The organism is Faecalibacillus sp., from assembly GCF_047023275.1.
GTDB lineage: Bacteria > Bacillota_I > Bacilli_A > Erysipelotrichales > Coprobacillaceae > Faecalibacillus.
This window is the reverse complement of sequence record NZ_JBKYAR010000005.1, coordinates 18,957-40,600: the sequence shown is the minus strand read 5'-3', so window position 1 is coordinate 40,600 and position 21,644 is coordinate 18,957. Positions and strand designations below refer to the sequence as shown.

Sequence of the window (21,644 nt, the reverse complement as noted above, 5' to 3'; positions counted from 1 at the left end):
TAAATAATTTGGTTTATTATCTTATTTTTGACGCACTTTAAAAGAACCAGTGTCTAGGCTCAAAAAAATTTGTGATATCTAGAAAAAATTATGTTAGAATAACTCTGTCAACTTGTTCTATTATTTAACGCTCTTGGTGATTGTCGTTTTATAGAACGTTGAACGTTTCTATCTGGCCTTGATGGGGTCAGATATTTTTTTATGTTTCTGATCAGGATGGATTCTTTTATTTGATTACGAAAATAGTTTCTTATGTTGGTCAATGCTGATCTTACATTGATGTTGTATATGTACTTTGTCTTTTTAATCTCCATCTTCTTTTTTATATTTTGAATGATCAAATTTGCATAGTTATAAAATAAAATTGATGCGTATATTTCCTGCTGTATATGCTGCCTTTTTTTACAATGGAAATAAAGCATGCCAACTGCGTATTTGAGATAATAGAATGCCGTTTCTTCATTCCATCTAAGATGGTAAAGATCTTTGAAATCACTTAATTTGAATTCATTTTCATCAAGATTGGTAACCAATGTTTCATATTTATCACCAGCTATTTTAAATCTTATGATTCTAAAACTAAGATCATAGAAACGATTACAGGCATCGAGATAATCAAAAACAGAAGTTGAAGGAACAAATACAAATTGATTGTTTTCATTTTTCTTGACTTCATTTGTTTGTACATTTGTAAGCGTACGAGTAACAGTAATATCAAATATTTCATCGGGTAGGGATAGAGATGTCAAAATTCCTTTTTTCGTATCGATATCCTTAACTCTGAATACAAATTTTTGATTACTTTCAATACAATGAGCCATGAGATTGTAACTTTCATAGTTTCTATCAGCTGTAATAATTGAATTTTCAGGATAATTACGGTGATTGATAAAATCAATCAGTGCGCTTACTTCACTTTTTTTGGTTGGCAGATCAATTCTTGATTCCCAAAATACATGATTGATACAGTCATACAAGGCATTCAGATGATATTGACAAACAATAGAATCCTGACCATAAGAGATTTGAGTATCATCCTGTAAAAAGGGCAGATTGATATCGGAACCATCCTGTGCAAGAATATAGTAACCATTCAATGTGGACAGATTATCAATGGAAGAAAGAAATCTTCTGTTGATAGATTTAAAAATTTCAGGGTACAACAGGTCACGGCGTTGTGAAACAGCAGATACTGATGGGATATCAGTATCTGAAGAAGTAAAATAATCAGAAACTTCACTTGGCAAAGAGTGAGCCTGCAAACCTAAAATAAATTTAATAAGTGTCTTGGGAGTAAGAATACGGCTTCTGGTAAAATTAGAAACCGGATCAACACAAAAACATCCAATAGACTCTACAGTAGAATCGATAACATCATCCAAGCGACGAGAAATCCACTTTGGGGAATAGTAGGCAATTTTAGTATTTTTATTTGACATAGATAATATCCTCCTTTGAAAAATACACCTACTAAAAAGGGCTTATAATGAATATAAAGAATATTCATTATAAGCCGCACAAAATCAAAGTCATGTCAATAGATAAAAAAAAGAACCCCCATATTTTATAAAATATAGAAATTCTCTTAAAAAAGTCTTAACTTAATGACATTGCCTTAAAAGGACTCTTTTTTTATCTATGAAGTTCAAACTAAAAGTAAAAATAACTTTTGTGAATATTTTAACAAAATGTTAAAATAAAGGTAGGAGGTATGATTTATGGAAATTAAAAATGTTGTTGTTATTGGTGGAGGCGTTTTAGGAAGTCAAATTGCTTATCAAGCAGCTTATTGTGGTTTTGATGTAACGATTTGGCTTAGAAGTGAGGGAAGTATAGGAAGATGTCAGCCTAAATTAGATCATTTAAAAGAGGTTTATCATGATACAATTACTTTGATGGATAGTGATGAAGGAAAGACACCACAAAATTGGGCTATGGGTATTAGTGATTATGAAGATTTTGATAAAGATAAATGTTTAGAAAAAGCAAATCTTGCTTATGAAAATATCAAACTAGAATTAGATTTAAATAAAGCTGTTAGTGATGCAGATTTGATTATTGAATCTATGGCAGAAAATGTTGAACAAAAAATAGATATTTATAAAAAAATGGCGGATTTGTTACCTGAAAAAACAATTATTGTCACAAATTCATCTACATTATTACCATCTAAGTTTGCTAAATATACAAAACGACCAGATAAATATTTGTCGTTGCATTTTGCTAATAGTATTTGGAAAAATAATATGACAGAAGTCATGGCACAAAAACAAACAGATCAAAAATATTTTGATATAATTATGGAGTTTGCTAAAGAAATAAGAATGATACCATTACCTGTAAGAAAAGAAAAATCTGGTTATTTATTAAATTCGATGCTTGTTCCTTTATTATTTTCAGGAATGGATTTGTATGTTAATGGTATAAGTGATCCTGAAAGTATTGATAAAGCATGGACACTTGGTACAGGTGCTCCTAAAGGACCTTTCCAAATATTAGATACAGTAGGACTTACAACAGCATATAATATAGTTTCAATGTATTTGAAAGTTCCATCATTTTTAGCACCTTATAATTTTAAAGGTATGGCTAAGATGTTAAAGAAATATATTGATGAGGGAAAATTAGGAATGGCTTCTGGAGAAGGTTTCTATAAGTATTAGAAGAAGAATCAATGATTCTTCTTTTTTACTTTTTTCAAAATATTAAACGAGTAAATCTTGTATTTTGTAAGTGCTATAATACAGCTAGATAAACGGAGGTAGAGAAAATGAGTTTTCCAAAAGATTTTTTATGGGGTGGCGCTATTGCTGCTAATCAATATGAAGGTGCTTGGTTGGAAGATGGTAAACAACCAAACGTTACAGATGTACTTGTAGGAATTATGTCTAAAGATCCTGGTATTAAATGGGATGAAAATAAGAAAAAATATGAAATGTCATTAAATCCAGATAAAGTTTATTTATCACATGATGCTGTAGATGGATATCATCGTTATCGTGAAGATTTAAAATTAATGAAAGGTATGGGATTCAATAGTTTTAGAACTTCAATTGCTTGGGGAAGAATTTTTCCTAATGGAGATGAATTAGAACCAAATGAAGCAGGTCTTGCTTATTATGATGATATGTTTGCATGTATGAATGAATTAGGAATGGAACCTGTAATTACTTTATCACATTACGAAACACCATTACATTTAATTACTGAATATGGTGGATGGTCTAATCCTCAATTGATTGAATTTTGGTTACGTTATGTAAAAACTGTTTTTACTCGTTATAAAGGAAAAGTTAAATTCTGGCTTACATTTAATGAAGTCAATGCTTTATTTAGAATGCCACTTGTAGCTGGTGGGGTTTTAACAATTAAAGATCCTAAAGATCCAAGTGATCCAATTGGTTCAACTACAAAACAAGATCAATGGGATGCTTATCATAATATTTTAATTGCTAATGCTAAAACTGTACAATTAGGACATGAAATCAGTAAAGATTATCAAATTGGATGTATGATGACTGCTTCTTCAGTAGCTACTTATCCATATAACTGTGATCCTTTAAATGTTGTAGGTACATTAGATGCTCAAAGAATGAATATTTTCTTTATGGCTGATCCTTTCTGTTTAGGTATTGTCCCAACTTATTTAAAGAAAGTATGGAAAGAAGATCAAGTAACTGTAGAATTTAGTGATGAAGAATTACAATTAATTAAAGAAAATACAGTTGATTTCTTATCATTTAGTTATTATCGTTCTACAACATTTGATCGAGATGTGAATTTAAAAGTAGATACTGGTGGTCTTACTTGTAGAGATAATCCATATCTTAAAGATAAAGCACCTCAACCTTGGGGATGGGCTGTTGATCCAGTAGGATTACGTTATACTTTAAATGTTTTATATGATCGTTATCATTTACCATTATTAATTGTAGAAAATGGTGTTGGTTTAGATGAAAATATTGATGATAAAGGTGAAATTCATGATGATTTTAGAGTTCATTATATTGAAGAACATTTAAAAAATGTCAATGCAGCAATTGAAGATGGTGTTGATTGTCGTGGATATTTATATTGGGGACCAATTGATGTTGTTTCTGCTGGTACAGGAGAAATGAAAAAACGTTATGGTTTTGTTTATGTGGATCGTTTTAATGATGGTCATGGTACTTTAGAAAGAAAACTTAAAGATTCTTATTATCGTTATAAAGAAATTATTGAATCTAATGGTGAAGTTTTATTAGAAGATAAATAATATTAAAAGGTTGTAATGAATGAATAGCTTGACTATTTATAAAGATTACAACCTTTTTTTAAAACCACGGTGAATGATAAAAAATTTACATAATCTTGATAGTTTATGTCGAATTAAAAATTATAAAATAAAAAGGCAAAAAATTATTTGTAAACGAATGAAAAGAGTATAATGTAAGTAGATATGGAGGTAATATACTATGAGTGTTTATAAAGAAAATAGGGAATTATCGTGGTTGAAGTTTAATGATCGTGTGTTAATGCAAGCAAAAGATCCTCAAGTACCATTAGCTGAAAAATTGAGTTTTATTTCTATTTTTCAAACAAATTTAGATGAATTTTTTATGGTACGTATTGGTTCTATTTATGATCAGATGTTATTTTATCCTGATTCAAAAGATAATAAGACATTAATGACTGGTGAAGAACAATTAAAAGCTTGTTTAAAAAGAGCAGCATTTTTAAACAAAAAGAAAGATCGAATATATTTTCAAGTAATGGAGGAATTAAAACAATACCATTGGTCAATTATAAAATATAAAGATATTACAAATAAAGAAGACAGACATTATTTTGAAGAATATTTTGAAAGAGAATTATTGCCTTTGATATCACCACAAGTTATTTCTAAAAGACAACCTTTTCCATTTCTTAATAATAGAGAAGAATATGTTGTCGTACGTCTAGAATCCAAAAAAGGAAAACGTAAAATGGGAATTGTTTCTTGTGCAAATGCTATGGATGAAAGATTAGTAGAACTTCCTAGTCAACCAGGTCAGTTTATTTTAGTGGAAGATCTTATTTTACATTTTGTATCACGTATTTTTTCTAAATATACTGTAAAAAGTAAAGCTCTTATTAGAGTAACAAGAAGTGCTGATATTGATGAAGATGATCATTCATTGGATGGTCATGATGATTATCGTGAAATGATGGAAACTTTGATTAAATAAAGAAGAAGATTATCTCCAATGAGATTAGAGATGTCTCCAGGATTAGAAGAATTAGAAGTATTAATGTTAATGAATTTCTTAAATTTAAAGAAAAATCAAGTTTTTGTAAGTAATTCACCATTAGATTTTGGTTTTGTAGGTGAATTAAGAGATCATTTGAAATATATACAACCTCAATTATTTTATAAGAGATTAGAATCTCGTAATAATGCCATGGTTGAAAATAAAGTACCAATGATTAAACAAATCTTAAAAAGAGATATTTTATTAACATATCCCTTTGAATCCATGTCACCATTTTTAAGATTACTAGATGAAGCAAGTCATGATGCAAATGTTGTAAGTATTAAAATGACGTTATATCGTGTTGCTAAAAATTCTAAAATTGTAAAATCTTTAATTAAAGCAGCTGAAAATGGTAAAGAGGTTGTTGTTTTAGTTGAATTACGTGCACGTTTTGATGAAGAAAATAATATTGGTTGGTCAAAACGTTTAGAAGAAGCAGGATGTCGTGTTATTTATGGATTAGATGGACTTAAAGTACATTCTAAATTATGTTTGATTACTTATAAAAATAGTGGAGATATTAATTATATTAGTCAAATTGGAACAGGAAATTATAATGAAAAGACATCAAAATTATATACAGATTTATCTTTAATGACATCTAAGTATGAAATAGGTGAAGAAATCAATGGTGTCTTTAATCATTTATGTTTAGGAGAAACAGAAAATCATACAGATTTATTAATGGTTGCACCTCATTGTATGTTATCTCATATTTTTACTTATATAGATGAACAAATTGCTTTAGCTAAAGAAGGAAAAGAAGCTTATATAGGCTTTAAATGTAATGCAGTAACAAGTAAAAAAATGATTGATAAATTAGTAGAAGCTTCTCAAGCAGGTGTTAAAATTGATTTAATTGTACGAGGTATCTGTTGTATTATTCCAGGTGTAGAAGGGTATACTGAAAATATTAGGGTAATTTCTATTGTAGGAAGATATCTTGAACATTCAAGAATTTATATATTTGGAAAAACAAATCCTCAAGTTTATATTTCTTCAGCGGATTTAATGACTAGAAACTTGGAAAGAAGAGTTGAGGTGGCAGCGCCTGTTTTAGATAGTAAATTGAAACATAAATTACTTATGATGTTTGAATGTATGCTAAATGATAATGTTAAAGCATCACGTTTAGAAAATAATGGTAAATACAAGAAGATAAAAAATAAAAAGGCATTAATGAATAGTCAAGAATACTTTTTTAAAAATGATGTTAAATAGGAGGTTTTTATGAAAATAGGAATTTTAACAAGTGGTGGAGATTGTCAAGCTTTAAATGCAACAATGGCTTCACTTGCAAAAACACTTTATCGTCAAGATAAAGATATTGAATTAATTGGTTTTTTTAAAGGTTATAGAGGATTAATGTATGGGGATTATAAAAAAATGTCACCTACTGATTTTGAGGATATTTTAAATGTTGGTGGGACAATTTTAAAAACTTCACGTTGTCCTTTTAAAAAAATGCGTGTTATTGAAGATGGCTTTGATAAAGTTGAAGCAATGAAAAAAACATATAAGAAATTAAAATTAGATGGATTAGTTGTTTTAGGAGGAAATGGTTCTTTAAAATCAGCAAATATGTTAAGTCAAGAAGGCTTGAATGTTATTGGTTTACCTAAGACGATTGATAATGATACGTGGGGAACAGATTATACTTTTGGATTTCAAAGTGCAGTAGATATTGCAACTCATTATTTAGATGAAATTCAAACAACAGCTAAAAGCCATGATCGTGTTTTTGTTGTAGAAATTATGGGACATCGTGTAGGTCATATTTGTTTAGCTGCTGGTATTGCAAGTCATGCAGATGTGATTTTATTACCAGAAATTCCTTATGATATTAAGGCAGTTGTAAAAAAGATTAAAGAAAATCAAAAGAATGGAAAAAATTATACGATTATTGCCTGTGCTGAAGGAGCTATTAGTGAGGCTGATAGTTTATTATCAAAGAAAAAATATAAAGCAAAAGTTGCTAGTAGAAATGGTATGTCTGTTGCTTATGAAATAGCAACAGAGCTAGGAGAATATATTGATAGTGAAATACGTGTTTCATGTGCTGGACATATTCAACGAGGTGGAAATCCTTGTTCTTATGATCGTTTAATGGCAACACGTTTTGGAATTGCAGGAGCACAATTGATTTTAAATCATGATTATGGAAAATTGATTATACTTGATAAAACTGAAGTAAAAGCAATTCCTTTACAAGAAACAGCAGGAAAGTTAAAGTATGTTGATCCTGCTGGTGAAGTTGTTAAAAATGCTAAATTAATGGGAATTTCATTTGGAGAGTAAGGGGCTGTAACGAATAAATAGTTTTTAAAAATAGTTTCTATAACGCAAAAACGGGGGGTAACCAAATAATTTAGGGGGAAAGCCAAATTATTTAGGGGACAACTTTAGGGGTTTTAAGAAAACCCTGTTGAAAGTTAGGGGGCACTTTAGGGGGCAACCTAAAAATTCATAGAAAATAAGTTTAAAGGAACAATCAAATAGGTTGTTCCTTTAATTTTGTCTAGATACATTTAACAAGTTATTTTTTAAATTTATATACTTCTTTTTTTGATTTAGGAGTGGCTAAAATAGGTTCGTTTTTCCTGTTAGCCCAAATCAATCTACTTCTTGCATATTCAAAATTGCTTAATCCTCTTGAATTTCTTTTGAAATCTTTAGGAGTCCTATTATATCCTTCCATAGGCCCGTTAGATAGTCTTCGTTCATTTCCATTATTATCAGTTATATAAATAAATGAATTGATGATTTCTTGTTTATGATCTTTTAATAATTCAGGAAATTCTTTAAACATGATTAATGTTGAATGAGAATAACAATCAATAATATAGCTTAAGAGAGTATTGATTTTTTCTAGATTCCTTTCTTTGGTTTTATTAAACTCGATATATTTTTCTTTTAGACGTCTGATTTGTATAAGATTATCGTCCAATTGGAAAAACATTTTTTCATAGTCATAAGTATTTAAATAAGCTTTTAATTTGTGGTTGTATCTAACATTACTTTGATAGTCTATATTTTCTACATTTTGTAATATGAGCCATTTAAAATTATTAAGAAGATAGACCTCTTTAGATGTTGGCATATTTTTAAAATCTATAGGTTTATTATTTTTTATACAAGTGTCTTCGTAAAGCTTTTTATCTCTTATTTGGAATTTCTTTTTTAGATCGTTGATATAGTTATTTATCTTTCTTATGATCCAAGAAACAACATGAAAGCTGTCAATGATAGCAATACTGTTAGGAAAATAGCGTTTTGTATAGTTGATATAGGGGTTATACATATCACATATAAGGTATTTAACGTTTTTTCGTTCTTCCAATGGAATGGATAAAAAGTAGGCATTTGTTGTTTCCTCCCATCTGTTGGGAAGGATATCAACGATTTCTAGAGTATTGAAATCCATAATGACCAGAGCATAACGATGCTTATAGTCAATATCTAAAAATACTTCGTCGACAGAAATTATTTCAGGTAAAGGAAGACGTTTTATGTTCAAATATTGTAGAAATATATAATGTACGGAAGTATCAGAAATATTATATTTTCTAGCGACATCTGCAGTAGTGATATGTATATTCTTCATTTCATTAAGGATCATATAAGGAGTAATATTAGATGACTGTTTATATTTACTAATAAAGTTAAACTGATCATTGAAGTAAAGATTACATTGAGGGTTGGTACATCTCCATTTTCTTTGAGTTACAATAAGTTTTAATTGATAGCCATCCTGTAGGATAGGATGATTTATTTTTCTAATATATTTTCCTTTTGAATGCATTCTAGAAGAACAGGCAGGGCAATATTCGACTTTGAGAGTCTTTTCTAAATAAATTATCTTAGTATTTCCATCAATTAAAATCTTAGAGATAATTATGTCTTTATCTTCAATGTTTAAAAATTTCATGATATCATTATTCATATAGTTCCTTTCATAGTATCTAGACAATATAAATGATAAATGAACTATAAAAAGAAACAACAGCCAGAATCCTAGCTGTTGTTTTTCAATGGCAATTATTAGAAGTTCATCCCCCTAAAGTTGCCCCCTAAAGTAGACCCCCAAAGTTGAGGCCCCTAAATTATTTGAATAGCCAAAACGGGCATAAGCCCGTTTTTTTGGTATAATAGTTGTCGATGAAAACACTAGAATACATTGAGAATTATAACGCATATCAACCATATATGCTATTAAATTTTAATTTGTCTTTTGAAAAAGATATTGCTCATGATGATATTTGTAGAACTGTTATTGAAGTCGTTGAGGAGGTTAATATTGCTAGATATGTCGACTTCACTAACAGAAATACTCATGGCTATGATGGAGTTATGATGTTTAAACTCATCATGTTGGCTATGGCCGACAGAGGATATGTTTCTACCAGAAAACTCAGTAAACTATGTAAGACCGATATCCGATATATGTTTATCGCTCAAAATCAGAAGCCGTCTCATCAGGCATTTCAAAGATTTATTCATGATGATCTGACTATGCCGATTGAGGATATCTTTTATGAAATCAATAAATACATAGAATCAAAAATTTCTATCAATACGGATGTTTTGTGTATTGATGGTACCAAATATGAAGCCAACGCCAATAAGAACACATTCGTTTGGCGTGCAAATACAATCAGGAATCGAACTAAAAGATGGAAAAAGGTAATACTCTGTCTAAAGAAAATCAATAAATATTTTGCAGAACAGAATATTGCCTTGAATTATTCGCTTCTTAAGGAACCAAGCATAGAATACATGCTTGCCGTTGCCGATGGAATCGAAAGATATATGAAAGATTACAATATCGAATTTGTTCATGGAAAAGGAAAAAGAAAAAGCAACATACAAAGATTGTATGACGAACTTAAGGGACACGCAATAAAGCTATGGGAATATGCCATTCATATGGAGCTTTTAGGAAATCGAAACAGTTTTTCAAAGACTGATCCAGATGCAACATTCATGCACATGAAATATGATTATTATAATCACACAAACGTATTCAAGCCAGGATATAATGTTCAAATAGGAGTAAGTGATGGATATATAAGAAATATCTATATCAGCAGTGACGGAAATGATCTTAGAACATATATTCCATTCATGGAGAAGTATAAAAGTGCCTATGGGAGATTGCCAAAGAAAACACCGGCTGATGCAGGATACGGAAGCTATGACAACTACAGTTACTGTAAAGAAAACAATATCGAACTGTATATGAAATATTCAGGATATTATAAGTCACAGGAAAAAACAAATGAAAAAAATAAATTTCATAAGAAACATATGAAAAGAACAGAAGAAGGAAACTTCATATGTCCAGCCGGTCATGAGTTTGAACTTGAAAAAGTAACTCAGGACAGCAGAAGTGAATATGAAAAAATAAATATGCATTTTAGATGTCACAAGTGTAAAGAATGCCCAATGAAATCAAAATGCACAAAATCAAAAGAAGGCAGAACGATAGTACATAACTTTCAGCTGGAAGAGTATGAAAAAGAAGTTCAAAAAAATGTAAAAAGTGCAGATGGAATAAAACTGATGTTTCAAAGAAGCAATGAAACGGAAGGAACATTTGGAGATTGGAAAATGAACCAGAAGTATGACAAGATGCATCGAAGAGGAAATTCTGGTGTAAAAACAGAAATCATCATGGTAGCGATAGGACATAATATAAGAAAATATCATAAACAAAAGCAGATGGTAAGCACAGAAGAAAGCAACTAGCATAAAATTTTTTTTAAGAAAAGGGTTAGTTCTTTTTAAGTGCGTCAACATTTTGAAAAAAGTAATTCACATTTTAAATAGAAACTAAGAATAAAAAAAGAAGAGCTGTAACTCCTCGATAAACAGTAAAAACTATTTATTCGTTACAGCTCCTTTTTTTGTCAAGTAATTTTACAATAATGAAAAAAATAATGGTTTTTAAAGGAATACGTTATAATAGCTTTGAAATTTTGTATAACAAAAATAAGGAGGAAGAAAGATGAGTTTTCCAAAAGGTTTTTATTGGGGTGGAGCAACTGCTGCAAACCAATTAGAAGGTGGCTGGCAAGAAGGTGGTAAAGGTATTTCTTGTCCAGATATTTGTACAGGAGGAACTGCTACAAAAAGTAAAAGAATTACACCAGTTTTAGAAGAAGGAACATTCTATCCAAGTCATGATGCAATCGATCATTATCATCGTTTTAAAGAAGATATTGCTTTATTTGCAGAAATGGGATTTAAAATGTATCGTTTTTCTATTGCTTGGACACGTATTTTCCCAAATGGTGATGAAGACAAACCAAATGAAGCAGGTTTAAAATTCTATGAAGAATTAATTGATGAATGTTTAAAATATGGTATTGAACCACTTATTACAATTTCACATTATGAAGTACCATTTAATCTAACTAAAAAATGGAATTCATGGGTTGATCGTCGTATGATTGATTGTTATTTGAATTTCTGTAAAGCTATCTTTACAAGATATAAAGGAAAAGTAAAATATTGGTTGACTTTTAATGAAATCAATAGTGCTACAACAGCAATGGGTGCTTTTTTAGGGCAAGGAATCTTAAATGAAATTAAAGAAATGGAATTTATGGATCAAGTGGATGTTCCTCAAAATCGTTTTCAAGGATTACATCATCAATTTATTGCCAGTGCTTTAGCAGTTAAAATGGCTCATGAAATTGATCCAAATTATCAAGTAGGATGTATGCAAATTATGGCTACAAGTTATGGCCTTACATGTAATCCAGATGATCAAATTGAAAATCAACAAAAAAATCATTTAATGAACTGGTTCTGTAGTGATGTTCAATGTCGTGGTAAATATCCAAATTATATGAAGAGATATTTTAGAGAAAATAATATTGAAATTAAAATGGAAGATGGCGATGAAGAAATTCTTGCCTCTGGTCCAGTAGATTTCTATACATGTTCATATTATATGTCAAATTGTCAAACTGCTGATAAGACTAAAGAAGGTGGAAAAGGAAATATCTTAGGTGGTGTTCCTAATCCATACTTAAAAGCTTCTGATTGGGGATGGCAAATTGACCCAGTTGGTTTAAGATATTCTTTAAATGAAATCTATGATCGTTATCAATTACCTATCTTTGTTGTAGAAAATGGTTTAGGTGCTTATGATAAAATTGATGAAGATGGTAAAGTAAGAGATAGTTATCGTATTGATTATTTAAGAAGTCATATTGAACAAATGCATGAAGCTGTTTTAGATGGTGTTGATTTAAAAGGATATACACCTTGGGGATGTATTGACTTAGTTTCAGCTTCAACTGGAGAAATGGCTAAACGTTATGGATTTATCTTTGTTGAAAGATATGATGATGGTACAGGTGATTTTGCAAGAAGAAGAAAAGAATCATTCTATTGGTATAAAAAAGTCATCGAAACAAATGGTGAAGATTTAAAATAATAATAATGAAAAAGTATTCTAATGAGGGTAGAATACTTTTTTATTTCCTCTAATATTTTTGATAAATGAATATATTAAGAAAATGTTGTAAAACGAGGAATGTTTACTTTGTGATAAAATCATTTAAATAAAATGTTCTTTAATATAGTCAACTAATATTGAATTAAAGTAATCAATATTTTTTTGAACAGTTTGTGTAGTGTGACGATGAGTTAATTTATAACATACACGTTTTGGTGGATGTTCTTCTAATGTTAAAATTCTTAAATTATATTCTTTAACTAACTCTTTTGCGGTAGTCATAGGAGCAAACATCCAAAACTCAATTTCATTTGAAGATAAAAAATGATATAGAACAGAAATACTATTAACTCGAACTAAAGGTCTTTTTTTAGCGTCAATCCAAGTTGCTCGCCAGGTATTAAAAGTAGCACCACAGCCAATATGTTTATTTTTTGGAGAGCCAACAATAAGTTCTTTTTCTGGATCAAGGTTACTTGGGTGAATTGTATTCCCTGTTATATGAGAATTTTGATGAACAAGAACAACCATTTCATCAGAAAAAACTTCTTCGACCTTCACATCTGGATAATTAATTTGGTATGTAACAAAACCAATATCTACTTCTTTTTTGCTGATGAGAGAATAAATCATATCAGCAGGTTGTAATTTAATTTCAAGATTAAATCTTTCCTTTCCAAAAACAAGTTCACGATAAAAAGGTGCTAGATTATACGCTAAAAAACTATCAGCTGTCGCAATTGAAATAAAGTTCTTCTCTTCGCTACTTTTTAATTGATCACATTCATTTATCAAAGATAAAAAATCATAAGCTATTTTTTTAAAAGATTCACCTTTAGGTGTAAGGGTAACTGTTTTATGCCCTTTATGACGTTCAAATAACTTAAAACCAAGCTCATTTTCTAAAACCTTGAGTTGTGTACTTACTGTAGATGGCGATAAATAAAGAGATTCAGCTGCTTTTACAATATTTTTTTCGTTTAGTAAAGCAATAAATGCTTCAATATTTGTTTTGTTCATTTTTCATTTCCTTTCTAATATTCAATTAAATTATAAACCTAAATAATGAAAATTCCACGATTTAATTATAAAATATATTGCTTTTTTGATATTACTTTATTTGATAGTATGCGTTATGAAATGAGGTGCATTATGAAAAATAAAAAAATTATTTTAGGAATTACTTTTATATGTTTTTTTATGATAATTACATTATTTTCTATAAAGGATGATACAAAACCAGAGGTTGTTGTAAAAGCAAGATTAGATACACTTTTTAAAGAGAAAAAAGATAACAAAGACCAAAAGAAGTTATCACAACTATTTATGAAGAAAATACAAAAAACACAGCTCGCTTGTGCTTTAGTAGAACCAACAGAACATCAAGATGATTTTTTTAAAAATATTACAAAAGGATTAGAAAAAATAAATTATAAAGTTCATTTAGTTTCAAAATCTCATGATAAAGCTGATGTTAAAGTAACAATAGGTTCATTTAGATTAAAAAGAATAACACAAAATGGACAAGCTCAATTAGCTCAAAAAATGCAAGAAGAAACAGAGTTTTCTAAAGAAAAAATGATTAATGAACTCTATAAAATAATTGCGAATGAATTTAAAAAGGGACCTGATAATGATCATAAAATAACATTTAAAGTTATTTTATATAAAAAAGATCGACAATGGAAAGTAGAAAATGATTTTGATAATCAAATATTAAGTAGCATTTTACAACAATAACGAGGAGGAAAAAGGAAGTGGAATATGTATTATTATTTTTGGAAGGAATTTTAACCTTTTTATCTCCTTGTATTTTGCCAATGCTGCCTATTTATTTATCCTATCTTTTAGGTGGAAATAATGAAAAAAAAGAACAAAAAACAAACGCGAATGTATTTGGTTTTGTTTTAGGATTTACTATCATTTTTATACTTATTGGGGCATTAACAGGTTCGATAGGGGCAGTTATTAAAAATCATCAGGAGATTATTAATTTTATAACGGGGGCAATAGTATTATTCTTTGGTTTTAATTATTTAGGAATTTTAAATATTAAATTTTTAGCAAAAACGCTCAAAATTGATTATAAAATGAAAAGCTATCATTTTATTCCTGCGATTTTATTTGGAATGACTTTTGCGATAGGATGGAGTCCATGTGTGGGAACTTTTTTAGGTACAGCTTTAATGAGTGTAATTATTTCAGGAAATATTATAAAGGGAATGTTTCTTCTTTTGATTTATAGTTTTGGATTAGGGATACCCTTTGTTTTATGTGGTATTTTTGTTGAATCGTTAAAAGATACAATAGCATTTTTTAGAAGAAACTTAAATAAAATCAATATGATTTCAGGAGTGTTTTTAATTGTGATTGGTATAGCAATGATGTCAGGTATGTATTATAAATTGCTTTCCATTTTAATGTTATAGGAGAAGGATAGATGAAGAAAAGAAATTTAGTTATTTTATTTTTATGTTTTATAGGAATATTGATATTTTCTAACTATGTATATAATCAATTAGGGCAAAACTATCATTTAAATAACGAAAAGAAAACGGTTAAGGCAATTTCTAAAGAAAAAGCAATGGATTTTACAGTGTATGATGAAAATGATCATGAGGTAAAGTTATCAGATTATAAGGGGAAGCCAATTGTTGTTAATTTTTGGGCAAGTTGGTGTCCACCTTGTAAAAGAGAAATGCCCAACTTTGAAAAAATGTATGAGAAATATGGGAATGATATTACTTTTTTAATGATTAATGAAACAGATGGCAATCGAGAAACAAAGGATAATGCGCAGATGTTTATAAATAATCAAGGTTATAAAATGAATTTTTTATATGATATAAATGGAAGTGCTGAAAAAACATATCAACTTTTATATTTACCTAGAACTTTATTTATAGATGAAGAGGGTTATCTTATAAAAGATTATGTTGGAGAAATTACAGATCAAGAATTGAATTCTAAAATAAAAGGATTATTGAATAATGGTGTACAAAAAGAAAAGATGTCCATAACTTATTTATTTGGAAACAAAACAGAAGTATTAAGTAATTCCAAACTTCAATCATGGGTAAAAGTTAAAGGTAAAAAGAGAATAATAAATGAAGAAAAAATACAAGAATATGTATCAAAGTTATCTTTAAAATATGATACATATGGAAAAAGTAGAATTTTTCATACAACGGATGGGAAAGAAATAACAATTAATCAAGGAAAATATGGTTATCAAATAGATCAGGAAAAAGAAAAACAACAAATTATAGCGGATATTAAAAATAAAGTTTCCATACAAAAAGAACCAATTTATAAATTTCAAGGAATTGAAAGAAATGGTGAAGATGATTTAAATGGTAATTATATTGAAATTAGTTTACAAAAACAACATTTATGGTTTTATAAAAAAGGAACGTTGGTAACAGAAACAGATATTGTAAGTGGACTTCCAACAAATGACCGAGAAACATGTACAGGTATTTGGCAGATTCCTTATAAAGCAAGTCCTTATACTTTAAAAAGTGAAGAATATGATTATCAAATAAAAGTAACGTATTGGATGTCTTTTGTTTGTGGTCAAGGATTACATGATGCCTCTTGGCGTACAAATTTTGGTGGTGAAATTTATAAGGTCGATGGCAGTCATGGCTGTATTAATTTGCCACAAGAACAGGCTAAAACAATCTATGAAAATGTGGAACAAGGTTATCCAGTGATTATTTATTAAAAAAGGTAGAATACTTTTTTATTTCTTCTTCTAATACTTTTAAGAAATATTGTGCAGGTTTTGAAAGTACACGATATTTTTTCCAAATAAAAGCCAGTGATGAGGTGATTTGTGGTTCCAGTGGTCTAAAACATAATGAACCTTCACCGCTTGTATCTATGAGATTTTTTAAAGAAATGACGGCACCATTACATTCCTTTGTTAAAATACTTGCATTATAAATTAAATTATAAGTCGCAATAATATGATACTTAGAAAAATAAGAATTGGCCCAATTTTCAATTTGTTTATATTTTAATTCTTGTGAAGAACATAAAAGAGGAACGTTCATTAAGTCTTGAGGGGTAATTGTTTCTTTTAAAGCAAGAGGATGATCCTTTTTTATATAGATGCCCCATAAGTCTTGATAAGGTAAAGATAAATGATTGTATTTATAAATATTTGCGGGTTCAATAATCATACCAAAATCAATCAGACCTTTTTCAAGACGATCCGTTACATCTTGTTCATTACCGCTAAATAAGTGGAATTTGATATGAGGATAATCTTCTTGAACACGTTGAATGGCTTTACAAATGATTTCTATTCCTAACGTTTCACCACTACCAATACATACTTCACCACTTAAAGTTTCATCAAATAACATAATTTCACTTTCTGTTTTTTCGACAAGACTAACAATTTCTTCAGCACGCTGTCTAAGTAAAATACCTTCTTCTGTTAAAGTGATTTTACGATTACCACGAATAAAAAGTTGTTTTCCTAAATGATCTTCAAGTTCTTTCATTTGTCTTGATAAAGTAGGCTGAGTCACATTTAAACTTTCAGCGGCTTTTAAAATTGTTTCTTCTCTTGCAATCGCAAGAAAATATTGTAAAAGTCTAAATTCCATTTTTTCACATCCTTTATTTTTATTTTAATCATCTTTATTATGCCTTGCAAGTATAGAAATGTATTTGTTATAGGTATTTGATAATATAGAGATAAAGAATTACAATAATAAAGGAAAGTGGTGAGAGCTTTGGGAAAAGAAGTAATTGAAGAATTAATTATGAATTTAAAAGATGCAGGATGTGATGAAGAACTTATTACAAAGTGTATTAAAAAATATAATAATGATGATTTGAAGATGTTGATAAAATCATTACAGTGTCATCGTTGTTGTTTATTAGATAAATTACATGAGGAACAAAAGAAAATAGATTGTTTAGATTATTTAATATATACGTTAAAGAAACAAATGAAGGAGGATTAAAATGGAATTAGTTAAACAAGCTTATTTAAAAGGAGAAAGAGCTTTATTTAAAAGTCATGATTTAAAAGTAGAAGATAGTATTTTTGCAGATGGAGAATCTCCTTTAAAAGAAAGTGATCATATAGATATTAGTGGAAGTATTTTTAAATGGAAATATCCACTATGGTATTGTAATCATATCAATGTAGAAAATAGTACTTTACTTGAAACAGCGAGATCAGGTATTTGGTATACTCATCATATTAATATTAAAGATAGCGTGATTGATGCTCCTAAAACATTTAGAAGAGGGACACATATTTCTTTAGAAAATGTTAATATGGTCAATGCTCAAGAAACCTTATGGAAATGTAGTGATATTAAGTTACATAATGTGGTTGCTAAAGGTGATTATTTTGGAATGAATAGTGAAAATATTGAAATTGATGGTTTAAATTTATCAGGTAATTATTGTTTTGATGGTGGGAAGAATATTGTTGTAAGAAATTCTAAACTTGTTTCAAAAGATGCTTTTTGGAATTGTGAAAATGTAACGGTTTATGATTCTGTAATTATTGGTGAATATCTTGCATGGAATACAAAGAATATTACTTTTGTAAATTGTACAATTGAAAGTTTACAAGGATTATGTTATATCGAAGGTTTAAAGATGGTTAATTGTAAATTAATTAATACGACTCTTGCTTTTGAATTCTGTAAAGATATTGATGCACAAATTGTAAGTCATATTGATAGTATTACAAATCCTATTTCTGGTAAAATTAGTGCTCATAGTATTGGTGAAATGATTATTGATGATCAAATCATTGATCCAAGTCAAACAAAGATTCAATTAAAGGAGATGTAAAAATGTACGATTTTTCAAAGATGACCAATCGTTTTAATACAAATTCATATAAGTGGGATGTTAAAGAAAATGAACTTCCTATGTGGGTAGCTGATATGGACTTTGAAACAGCTCCAGCCATTATAGATGCTTTACATAATAGGGTAGATCATAAAGTATTTGGTTATAATACTGTTCCTGATGATTATTTTGAAGCCTATCAAAATTGGTGGGAAAGAAGACATCATTTTCATATGGAAAAAGATTGGATGATGTTTGTTACAGGTGTTGTTCCTGCTATTTCTTCGGTAGTTAGAAAGGTGACAACAGTAGGTGAAAATGTTTTGATTATGTCACCAGTTTATAATATTTTTTATAATTCTATTTTAAATAATGGAAGACATGTTTTATCAAGTGACCTTGTTTTTGATGGAAAAGAATATCATATTGATTTTGAAGATTTAGAAAGAAAACTTTCTTTAAGTCAAACAACATTAATGATTTTCTGTAATCCCCATAATCCAATAGGTAAAATTTGGGATAAAGAAACTTTACAAAGAATCGGTGATTTATGTGCAAAACATCATGTTATTGTTTTAAGTGATGAAATTCATTGTGATATTACCAATCCTCAAAAAGAATATATCCCTTTTGCTTCTGTTTCAAAAACAAATTTAGAAAATACGATCATGTGTATTGCACCAACCAAAGCTTTTAATATGGCAGGAATGCAAACAGCTTGTATTGTTGTACCAAATGAAGTATTAAGACATAAAGTCAATCGTGGGATTAATACAGATGAAGTAGCTGAACCAAATAGTTTTGCAATATGTGCAACAAAAGCAGCTTTCAATCAAAGTGAAGATTGGCTTAATGAATTAAATCAATATATTCAAAATAATAAAGACTATGCCATTTCGTTCATTCAAAAAGAAATCAAAGATGTTTATGTAGTGCCTACAGAAGCAACTTATCTTTTATGGATTGATTGTCATAAAGTATGCTTAGATAGTGTTGAACTCACTTCTTTTATAAGAGAGAAAACAGGTCTTTATGTAAGTGATGGTTTAGAATATGGTGAAAATGGAAAAGCTTTTATTCGTATGAATGTAGCTTGTCCATTTGAAAGATTAAAAGATGGTTTAAATCGTTTTAAAGAAGGAATTTATTTGTATCAAAATAAATAAATTCTTTTTTTTAAAGAAAAACGTATAAAAAAATACAATATAAATAATAGGAGGATCAAAAGATGAAAGAAAAGATAACCATACCATTTTATAATGACCTATTATTTAAGTATTTTGTTTATGATAATGAAGATGAAGGATGTCAGTATATTTTAAAAAAGATTATTGAAGAAGTAACACCTATTCGCTGCAAAGAACTTTATGTTATTAATTCTGAGTTAATGACACATCACTATCGTGAAAAAAGATCTATTTTAGATGTTAGAGTAAAAACACAAGAAGGAGAGTATATTAATATTGAAGTACAATCAGCAGGTTTATTTGAAAGTTTGCATCGAAGATTTCAATATTATGCTTTTAAAAATATTGCTTCACAAATAAAAAGTGGGGATGAATATCGAAAGTTGCAATCGGTATATCAAATAATTCTATATCATGAAGAAGATAAAAAATATCATGAATTAATAAGAAAATTTAGTATTATGGATAATAAGTATCATGATGATAAAGGTAGTTTAATACATATTTATTATGTGTTTTTAAAAGAAATTGAAAAAATAGTTAAAGAAAAGGGAAAAGATCATTTAAATGAATTAGAAGAGCTTTGTTATGTCATTGAAAAAGGAAATGAATGTGATAGAATTAATATGACAAAGGTGGGACAAATCATGAAAGAAAAATATGATAAGTTTATGGAAGATATGAACTTAAGAGAAGAAGCCTGGGCTTATGAAAAAGCTGAATTTGATAAGATGGCTCATTATGTCGATGGAGAAGCTAAAGGAAGAGTTGAAGGAAAGGCTGAAGGAAGAATTGAAGGAATAGCTGAAGGCAAAGTAGAAAAGTCAAAATCGCATGTCATAAAGTTCTATAAAACGAAATATCCAAATGAAGCTATAAACTGGTTAGAAAATCTCACGGAAAAACAATATGATGAAATCTTTGATATGTTATTAAATAATGAAGATTTAGAAGTAATAAAGAGAATAATAGAAAAGTAAGGTACGAGAAATCGTACTTTTCTTTTGCTTTAATATTGAAAAATAAATCATATTTCTTTAATATATTTTTGAAGAAAAAGGGGACAAGTGAATGATTAAATTAATAGCAACAGATATGGATGGAACTTTTTTAGATTCTTCTAAAAGATTTTCAATGGAATTTTTTGATATTTTTACTGAACTTAGAAAAAAAGGAATTAAGTTTGTCATTGCTTCAGGAAATCAATATTTCCGTTTATATCAAAAATTTTTACCAATTTCTAATGAAATGTATTTTATTGGTGAAAATGGAAGTTATATAGCTAAAGGAGCAAAACTTATTTCAACAAATACTTTAAAAAAGGAACAAGTACAAGCTGTTATTCAATTAGTAGAAAAACATCCTGAATTGAATATGATTTTATGTGGTGTAAAAAGTGCGTATTGTTTAAGTGAATTTAAACATTTAGAACCAGTTATCCGTACATATTATTGTAATTATCAATTTGTAGAAAGTTATGATGAAATTGATGACGAAATTATGAAAATAGCAATCTATGATCCTAATCATCAAATTATCCGTTATGCTGATGATATTGCTAGAGGATTAGATAAAGGTGTTAAAGCAACAACTTCAGGTAATGAATGGATCGATATTCAAAATGAAGATATTAATAAAGGTGTAGCTATCAAGTTATTACAAAAAGAATTAAATATCAAACCTGAAGAATGTATGGCATTTGGTGATCAAATGAATGATTATACTTTACTTAAAGCGGTAAAATATAGTTATGCCATGGCTAATGCTGTTCCACGTATTAAAGATATTGCTTATGGCATTGCTAAAAGTAATGATCATCAAGGTGTTTTAGAAGTAATTAAACAAGAAGTATTGAATAAATTATAGAGTGTAAACTCTTACATTGAA

18 protein-coding genes and 1 pseudogene are annotated in these 21,644 nt (G+C 28.8%); 15 read left to right on the top strand and 4 right to left on the bottom strand.

All coding sequences use genetic code 11. The features are described from left to right. Positions 1-107: 107 nt before the first annotated feature. Positions 108-1,439: an IS4 family transposase gene (locus ACLVEP_RS02825; RefSeq protein WP_412582691.1), complete on the bottom strand. Its 1,332-nt coding sequence runs from the start codon at positions 1,437-1,439 to the stop codon at positions 108-110. Between the two features lie 279 nt (positions 1,440-1,718). Between ACLVEP_RS02825 and ACLVEP_RS02820 the strand changes: the two genes are divergently transcribed. The 5 genes and pseudogenes from ACLVEP_RS02820 (at position 1,719) to ACLVEP_RS02800 (ending at position 7,571) form a co-directional block, all read left to right on the top strand. Next, a complete protein-coding gene (locus tag ACLVEP_RS02820) occupies positions 1,719-2,663 on the top strand; it encodes a 3-hydroxyacyl-CoA dehydrogenase (protein ID WP_412582690.1) in 945 nt (314 codons plus the stop codon). A 107-nt stretch (positions 2,664-2,770) separates the two neighbouring features. Then, a complete protein-coding gene (locus tag ACLVEP_RS02815) occupies positions 2,771-4,255 on the top strand; it encodes a glycoside hydrolase family 1 protein (protein WP_412582688.1) in 1,485 nt (494 codons plus the stop codon). A gap of 199 nt (positions 4,256-4,454) precedes the next feature. Further along, complete coding sequence (locus ACLVEP_RS02810; protein ID WP_412582686.1) at positions 4,455-5,207, top strand: hypothetical protein; 753 nt, start codon at positions 4,455-4,457, stop codon at positions 5,205-5,207. 12 nt (positions 5,208-5,219) lie between these two features. Further along, positions 5,220-6,494 (top strand): annotated as a pseudogene (gene ppk1, locus ACLVEP_RS02805) (polyphosphate kinase 1); the annotation flags it as partial. Positions 6,495-6,503: 9 nt separating this feature from the next. Beyond that, entirely contained in the window at positions 6,504-7,571 is a 1,068-nt protein-coding gene (locus tag ACLVEP_RS02800) for an ATP-dependent 6-phosphofructokinase (RefSeq protein ID WP_318000286.1), read from the top strand. 238 nt (positions 7,572-7,809) lie between these two features. Here the strand turns inward: ACLVEP_RS02800 and ACLVEP_RS02795 are convergent, their stop codons facing one another. Then, positions 7,810-9,216 carry an ISL3 family transposase gene (locus ACLVEP_RS02795; protein ID WP_412582684.1) on the bottom strand — a complete coding sequence of 469 codons (1,407 nt, stop codon included), beginning with the start codon at positions 9,214-9,216 and terminating at the stop codon, positions 7,810-7,812. 215 nt (positions 9,217-9,431) lie between these two features. On the opposite strand from ACLVEP_RS02795, the gene ACLVEP_RS02790 reads away from it, so the two are divergent. Then, positions 9,432-11,021: an IS1182 family transposase gene (locus ACLVEP_RS02790; protein WP_412582683.1), complete on the top strand. Its 1,590-nt coding sequence runs from the start codon at positions 9,432-9,434 to the stop codon at positions 11,019-11,021. Positions 11,022-11,280: 259 nt separating this feature from the next. Beyond that, complete coding sequence (locus ACLVEP_RS02785; RefSeq protein ID WP_412582681.1) at positions 11,281-12,720, top strand: glycoside hydrolase family 1 protein; 1,440 nt, start codon at positions 11,281-11,283, stop codon at positions 12,718-12,720. 123 nt (positions 12,721-12,843) lie between these two features. Here the strand turns inward: ACLVEP_RS02785 and ACLVEP_RS02780 are convergent, their stop codons facing one another. Next, on the bottom strand, positions 12,844-13,761 hold the full coding sequence (locus ACLVEP_RS02780; RefSeq protein WP_412582680.1) for a LysR family transcriptional regulator: 918 nt from the start codon (positions 13,759-13,761) through the stop codon (positions 12,844-12,846). Between the two features lie 132 nt (positions 13,762-13,893). Here ACLVEP_RS02780 and ACLVEP_RS02775 point away from each other — a divergent pair, with 132 nt between their 5' ends. From ACLVEP_RS02775 to ACLVEP_RS02765, 3 genes are read left to right on the top strand one after another with little or no spacing between them, the layout of a single operon-like run. Further along, entirely contained in the window at positions 13,894-14,481 is a 588-nt protein-coding gene (locus ACLVEP_RS02775) for a DUF5105 domain-containing protein (protein WP_412582678.1), read from the top strand. A 17-nt stretch (positions 14,482-14,498) separates the two neighbouring features. Further along, the gene (locus tag ACLVEP_RS02770; RefSeq protein WP_412582677.1) at positions 14,499-15,170 is read left to right on the top strand and encodes a cytochrome c biogenesis CcdA family protein; all 672 of its coding nucleotides are present in this window, start codon (positions 14,499-14,501) and stop codon (positions 15,168-15,170) included. Positions 15,171-15,181: 11 nt separating this feature from the next. Beyond that, positions 15,182-16,468: a redoxin domain-containing protein gene (locus tag ACLVEP_RS02765; protein ID WP_412582675.1), complete on the top strand. Its 1,287-nt coding sequence runs from the start codon at positions 15,182-15,184 to the stop codon at positions 16,466-16,468. On the opposite strand, the gene ACLVEP_RS02760 is transcribed toward ACLVEP_RS02765, so the two are convergent. Further along, the gene (locus ACLVEP_RS02760; protein ID WP_412582673.1) at positions 16,458-17,360 is read right to left on the bottom strand and encodes a LysR substrate-binding domain-containing protein; all 903 of its coding nucleotides are present in this window, start codon (positions 17,358-17,360) and stop codon (positions 16,458-16,460) included. The two genes, ACLVEP_RS02765 and ACLVEP_RS02760, sit on opposite strands and share 11 nt — an antisense overlap. 129 nt (positions 17,361-17,489) lie before the next feature. On the opposite strand from ACLVEP_RS02760, the gene ACLVEP_RS02755 reads away from it, so the two are divergent. The 5 genes from ACLVEP_RS02755 (at position 17,490) to ACLVEP_RS02735 (ending at position 21,623) form a co-directional block, all read left to right on the top strand. After that, on the top strand, positions 17,490-17,723 hold the full coding sequence (locus tag ACLVEP_RS02755) for a hypothetical protein (protein WP_199588461.1): 234 nt from the start codon (positions 17,490-17,492) through the stop codon (positions 17,721-17,723). A gap of 1 nt (position 17,724) precedes the next feature. Further along, positions 17,725-18,570 carry a DUF3737 family protein gene (locus ACLVEP_RS02750; protein ID WP_412582672.1) on the top strand — a complete coding sequence of 282 codons (846 nt, stop codon included), beginning with the start codon at positions 17,725-17,727 and terminating at the stop codon, positions 18,568-18,570. A gap of 2 nt (positions 18,571-18,572) precedes the next feature. Then, positions 18,573-19,736 (top strand): MalY/PatB family protein, encoded by a 1,164-nt coding sequence (locus ACLVEP_RS02745; protein ID WP_412582671.1) that lies wholly within the window; start codon positions 18,573-18,575, stop codon positions 19,734-19,736. 62 nt (positions 19,737-19,798) lie between these two features. Then, positions 19,799-20,737 (top strand): Rpn family recombination-promoting nuclease/putative transposase, encoded by a 939-nt coding sequence (locus ACLVEP_RS02740; protein ID WP_412582670.1) that lies wholly within the window; start codon positions 19,799-19,801, stop codon positions 20,735-20,737. A 91-nt stretch (positions 20,738-20,828) separates the two neighbouring features. Further along, positions 20,829-21,623, top strand: a complete 795-nt coding sequence (locus ACLVEP_RS02735) for a Cof-type HAD-IIB family hydrolase (protein WP_412582669.1) — start codon at positions 20,829-20,831, stop codon at positions 21,621-21,623. Positions 21,624-21,644 lie beyond the last annotated feature (21 nt).